Source organism: Verrucomicrobiia bacterium (genome assembly GCA_035460805.1).
In the GTDB taxonomy this organism is placed as follows: domain Bacteria; phylum Patescibacteriota; class UBA1384; order CAILIB01; family CAILIB01; genus DATHWI01.
In genome coordinates, this window is sequence record DATHWI010000144.1 from 1 (window position 1) to 1,762 (window position 1,762).

Here is a 1,762-nt window from a genome sequence, read left to right on the forward strand (position 1 = left end):
GACGCGACAGCAAAGGCATCGGGCCTGTAGCTCAGGCGGTTAGAGCGCACGCCTGATAAGCGTGAGGTCGGTAGTTCGAGTCTACCCAGGCCCACCAACCTTCCGCCTGCGAAGGGGCCATAGCTCAGTTGGGAGAGCGCCTGCTTTGCAAGCAGGAGGTCGTCGGTTCGATCCCGTCTGGCTCCACCAGACAGCGACTACGCGAGAGCCGCAGCAGACACTGCAGTCCAAACCTCGAAGAGATATGGGTTCCGCCGGGCCAAAATCCGGCGGTTTGATTGACATCGTGAAGAAGGGATACGCCTGGAGAGCAGACGGTAACGTCTGTGCTGTCCGTGCGTGGTTGTGTCGTTACTGGTCGTACCCCGACCAGGCGCGATACGTGAAGGCCATGCATATAGGATCGGAGCTGCTAACCGCAGAACTCCTGCTGGGTTTATCTCGATGAAAACTGGTCTTTCTATAGAGGCGGTGTTCACCAGCCGAGGAGGAGCGGGATCAAGCGGTTTGCGCCGTCCAAAGCGCAGGCAGCTCCGGCACCTTTTGGTGGGCATTGCTAATGAGAGCGATCAAGTGACCTAAGAGCATTCGGTGGATGCCTTGGCGGCAAGAGGCGATGAAGGACGTGGTACGCTGCGATAAGCTACGGTGAGGTGCGAACAGCCTGTGACCCGTAGATTTCCGAATGGGGAAACCCACCTTCAGGGATCAGTAGTTAGAAACCAGGTCCGGCAACGGATTTGGTGACTGACTTCTGATGCCTGGTAAAAGGTATCTGGCCCTGAATACATAGGGGTTAGAAGCAAACCCGGGGAACTGAAACATCTAAGTACCCGGAGGAAAGGACATCAACAGAGACTCCGCTAGTAGTGGCGAGCGAACGCGGACCAGGCCAGTGCTTCAGCTGAGACAAGTGGAACCTTCTGGAAAGTTGGGCCCTAGTGGGTGATAGCCCCGTACACGTAATGCAAAGCTGAAATCTCGAGTAAGGCGGGACACGTGAAATCCTGTCTGAACATGGGGGGACCACCCTCCAAGCCTAAGTACTCTTTGCCGACCGATAGCGAACAAGTACCGTGAGGGAAAGGTGAAAAGCACCCCAACTAGGGGAGTGAAAGAGACCTGAAACCGGATGCTTACAAACAGTCGGAGCCCGCAAGGGTGACGACGTACCTTTTGTATTATGGGTCAGCGACTTAATCTGACGAGCAAGCTTAAGGCGATAGCTGTAGGCGCAGCGAAAGCGAGTCTGAACAGGGCGTTCAGTTCGTCGGATTAGACCCGAAACCTGTCGATCTATCCATGGTCAGGTTGAAAGCAGGGTAACACCTGCTGGAGGACCGAACCGGTGTCTGTTGAAAAAGCCTCGGATGAACTGTGGATAGGGGTGAAAGGCCAATCAAGGCAGGAAATAGCTGGTTCTCCTCGAAATCTATTTAGGTAGAGCCTCGGACGAATACTCGAGGGGGTAGAGCACTGGATGGGCTAGGGGTCCCCACAGGATTACCAAACCTAACCAAACTCCGAATACCTCGAAGTACTATCCGGGAGACACACGGTGGGTGCTAACGTCCATCGTGGAGAGGGTAACAACCCTGACCGCCAGCTAAGGTCCCTAAATAACGGCTAAGTGTGAAAGGATGTGGGAATCCCAAAACAACCAGGATGTTGGCTTAGAAGCAGCCATCATTTAAAGAAAGCGTAACAGCTCACTGGTCTAATTAAGGGTTTCTGCGCCGAAAATGTATCGGGGCTAAAGCCG

At 54.3% G+C, this 1,762-nt stretch carries 2 tRNA genes and 1 rRNA gene; all 3 read left to right on the forward strand.

What is annotated here, in order from left to right:
- The first annotated feature begins 20 nt into the window (after positions 1 to 20).
- A tRNA-Ile gene (locus VLA04_06000) sits at positions 21 to 97 on the forward strand.
- A gap of 16 nt (positions 98 to 113) precedes the next feature.
- Positions 114 to 189, forward strand: a tRNA-Ala gene (locus VLA04_06005).
- A 378-nt stretch (positions 190 to 567) separates the two neighbouring features.
- Positions 568 to 1,762 (forward strand): 23S ribosomal RNA (locus VLA04_06010); the annotation flags it as partial.